We start from the raw sequence: 3,208 nt of genomic DNA on the forward strand, positions 1-3,208 counted from the left end.
GCGCAAGGCCGCTGGCACATGCACCGGGCAACCGAGCTTCTGAAAACCGCCGAAAAGCACCTCAGAGAAGCGCACCCCGACATCGTTCGTATCAGTGCCGCGGGCGATCTCCGTCGCGGCTGCGAACTGGTCGGCGACCTTTCCATTGTCGCGGAGGTTAGCAAACTACCGAGTGGGCCCTCTATCCTCAGGGCGGGTGGAGAGTTGACGGCCCACCTGACCGACACCGCGCACTATGGCATCACGCTTCTGCTGGCGACCGGCTCGGACGCGCATCTCGCGTCTCTACGCGCCGTTGCAGCGGAGCAGGGCATGAGCCTGGACGCTAACGGTCTTCAGCGCGGCGGTAAGCTCGTTGCGGCTGCCAGCGAGAACGACATCTATAGCGCGCTTGGCATGCAGCCTGTGCCTCCGGAGCTGCGCGAGGGCCGTAGCGAAGTGGCCCAAGCTCTTGCCGGAACACTGCCGGAGCTTGTCACCGATCGCGATATAGCTGGAATCCTTCACGCGCACACTAATCGCTCTGACGGGCTCGATAGGCTTGAGACCATGGCGGAGGCCACGTTGAGCCGGGGCTATGAGTACTTCGGAGTCGCCGATCACTCGAGATCAGCGCACTACGCGGGCGGACTAAGCCCAGAAGAAGTTGCGGAGCAGCAGGCGGAGGCCGACAGGCTGAACAAGAAATACGGCAAGCGTTTCCGCGTCTTCAAGGGCATCGAATCCGACATTCTCGTGGACGGCTCGCTTGATTACCCGAATGAGGTGCTGGAAACGTTCGACTTTGTCGTTGCAAGCGTGCACGGCCGTTTCACGATGGACCGCGCAGCACAGACCGAACGTGTCATCCGCGCGGCGTCCAATCCCTACACGACGATCCTCGGGCATATGACCGGCCGGCAATTGCTTCGCCGCCCCGGCTACGACATCGACGTTGAAGAGGTGCTCGCAGCATGTGCCGAGCACAGCGTCGCGGTGGAGATAAACGCAAACCCTTGGCGCCTCGATCTTGATTGGCGTTGGCATGAACTAGCCCTGAAGCTCGGCTGTTTCATGAGCATCAACCCCGACGCCCATTCCACCCGCGAGCTCGATCTCACGCACTGGGGCGTCGAGATGGCCCGCAAGGGCGGAGTGCCGAAGGACAGGGTTCTCAATTGCCTCACCAGAGAAGAGCTTACCTCGTACCTAGAGAAGAGACGCACCGGGAGGAGGGTCAAACTCGTTCAGCCGCGCCATGGGAGACCTGAGTCGCGGACGTTTGCCGCCGCCAGGAGGAAGCAGGCCGCTCCCCGCAAGAACACAAAAGCCTGACTCGGTAATTGTTTGGCGCCCTCACGCCTGCAACCCGGACCGAAATATTGCGGGGCCTATCTCTCCAAGCTGCATCATTCCCACCGCGCGAGGATTGCCGCGGCGTCTGCGGTCTCTATCTGCTCCGAATATCGGGTGTGATAAAGCCGCATAAGCATCATGCCCTTCGTCAGAAGAACTGCATATCGCGTCCCGCACGACGATGACCCGGTAGCCGATGTCAACCGCGTCCAGCACCGTTGCCAGCACGCAAACATCGGTCTCAGATCCGGAGACAATAAGCGCGTCGGCCTCGCGCTGACGGAGGTGTTCGATCAGCCCGGGTTCGGCGAAGGCGGAATAGCGTGTTTTGTCGATCACCGTCGCAAGGGGGCAAAGCGCCGCAAGCGGTGGCATCAAGTCCAGCAATCGGAAATCGAGGCGTTCGCGGGTCGCGACGCGCCAGCGCGTGTAATAGCGCTGCCACATGCCCGGCATCTCGTTTGGACGCGCGGGCGGAACGAAGCGGGTGAAAACCGTTCTTTCGGGATGACGGCTCGCGAGCGCATCAGCACCCGGCAGGACCCTGTCCATCCATGGCGTCGGCTAAAGGGCCTTCGGCCGAAAAAATCCGCGGCATGTCGATGCATAGGTGGACGCTGCGCTCGGTCAGCGGAAGAGTAGTAAACGATCGCCCACCCCGCTCAGCTTTCTATAGCCATCGCCTCACCCGCCATCCGAGCACCGCGACGGCGAGCCACGAGGCCGCGGCGAAGACGAGTGCCCAAACGGGAGACCGCACAATCATCAGCCAGATCACGAGACCGAAAGCTGCCAGCCCGAAACTTCCAAGCGTCGCTCCGGCGGCATCCAGCGCCGCGGCTTCCTTGCCGCGCCGCGCTCCCGGCAGACCCGCTTTCTCCTTGCGTTCCCGGACATGCTTTTCGATCAATGTCGCACTTGCTGGAAAGATCGCGGGAAAGGCGAGAAACAGGCCACCAATGACTGGCCCAAAGCGGGCCGCGATGAGACCTGCGACTACGGTCATCGCCCCGCCAAGCAGGAACCTGACGAGATACTCGTACCAACGCGTCTGGCGAAGGGCGGAAGGCTTGAACTGGACAATCATGAGAGTTGGAACAGGGCCGCGGATGCACCAAGCGCAACAGCGAACCAGACAATGAGAGCTGCCATTGTCGCAGCCCGTGATGACAGCAGGAATCTTTTGAGCAACACGCACACAGTCCAGCTGTAGGCCGCAAGCGCGAAGGCCCCCACAATCATCGAGCGACTTTCCAGGGCCACGAACGGAGCGCCTTTTTGCGACAGGGTGAGGAGGAGCGTCGCGAGGGCAATCGAGGGAGCAGCGCCGAACAAGCCCGCGAAGCTTTTGGGGCGCAAAGTGTCGCCAAGCGCCGCGAACACAGACACCGCTATTCCTCCGGCGAGGAACCGCAAGCTATATTCAAGCATCGTTCCTTTGTGACATCCTCTGTCAGCTAATGGTTTATCTGCGACGTCAGGTCGGCGCTTTCTTTCCGGTCATTCGGTCCTCGCGCATCAAACAATATTTGGCCAGCACGCACTCCTACCGCACGTCCAGTATGACGGCTTCGCCGCCGGTCATTTCCACCGTGTCTCCGGGCCCATGCGTCAGAACGGCCCGCGCGAGCGGCGACATGTACGAGAGCGTGCCGTGCGATGGGTCGGCCTCATCTACGCCGACGATCCTGAAGCTTTGCTCGCGGCCGTCCGCTCTGCGCAGGCTGACGATCATGCCGAAGGATGCCGTGCTTTTATCAGCAGGGGGTTTGACGACTTCCGCGCTTGCGCGCCGCGCTCTCCAGTAGCGGACTTCCCTCGAAGCCGCGGCGGGGGCTCCCGCGTCGCCTTTGTCCGTCGCGGCGCGGTGCGC

At 62.0% G+C, this 3,208-nt stretch carries 5 protein-coding genes; 1 reads left to right on the top strand and 4 read right to left on the bottom strand.

What is annotated here, in order from left to right; translation table 11 throughout:
- On the top strand, positions 1-1,314 hold a 1,314-nt coding region (locus WCA53_RS31810), incomplete at its 5' end, for a DNA polymerase/3'-5' exonuclease PolX (protein WP_423921082.1).
- A gap of 21 nt (positions 1,315-1,335) precedes the next feature.
- On the opposite strand, the gene WCA53_RS31815 is transcribed toward WCA53_RS31810, so the two are convergent.
- From WCA53_RS31815 to WCA53_RS31830, 4 genes are all read right to left on the bottom strand, one after another.
- Entirely contained in the window at positions 1,336-1,887 is a 552-nt protein-coding gene (locus WCA53_RS31815; protein ID WP_423921085.1) for a cysteine hydrolase family protein, read from the bottom strand.
- Between the two features lie 118 nt (positions 1,888-2,005).
- Complete coding sequence (locus tag WCA53_RS31820) at positions 2,006-2,422, bottom strand: hypothetical protein (RefSeq protein WP_423921088.1); 417 nt, start codon at positions 2,420-2,422, stop codon at positions 2,006-2,008.
- Complete coding sequence (locus WCA53_RS31825) at positions 2,419-2,766, bottom strand: DUF3147 family protein (RefSeq protein WP_423921092.1); 348 nt, start codon at positions 2,764-2,766, stop codon at positions 2,419-2,421. Before WCA53_RS31825 ends, WCA53_RS31820 begins: the two co-directional genes overlap by 4 nt.
- 115 nt (positions 2,767-2,881) lie before the next feature.
- The coding region (locus WCA53_RS31830; RefSeq protein WP_423921097.1) for a GreA/GreB family elongation factor at positions 2,882-3,208 on the bottom strand (327 nt) is incomplete at its 5' end.

This window comes from Caballeronia sp., assembly GCF_049581465.1.
Lineage (GTDB): Bacteria > Pseudomonadota > Gammaproteobacteria > Burkholderiales > Burkholderiaceae > Caballeronia.

What these genes read in the sequence shown, in the direction of transcription:
- WCA53_RS31825 (WP_423921092.1), bottom strand. Translation starts at nt 2,766, where the DNA reads ATGCTTGAATATAGCTTGCGGTTCCTCGCCGGAGGAATAGCGGTGTCT.
- WCA53_RS31815 (WP_423921085.1), bottom strand. Translation starts at nt 1,887, where the DNA reads ATGGACAGGGTCCTGCCGGGTGCTGATGCGCTCGCGAGCCGTCATCCC.
- WCA53_RS31820 (WP_423921088.1), bottom strand. Translation starts at nt 2,422, where the DNA reads ATGATTGTCCAGTTCAAGCCTTCCGCCCTTCGCCAGACGCGTTGGTAC.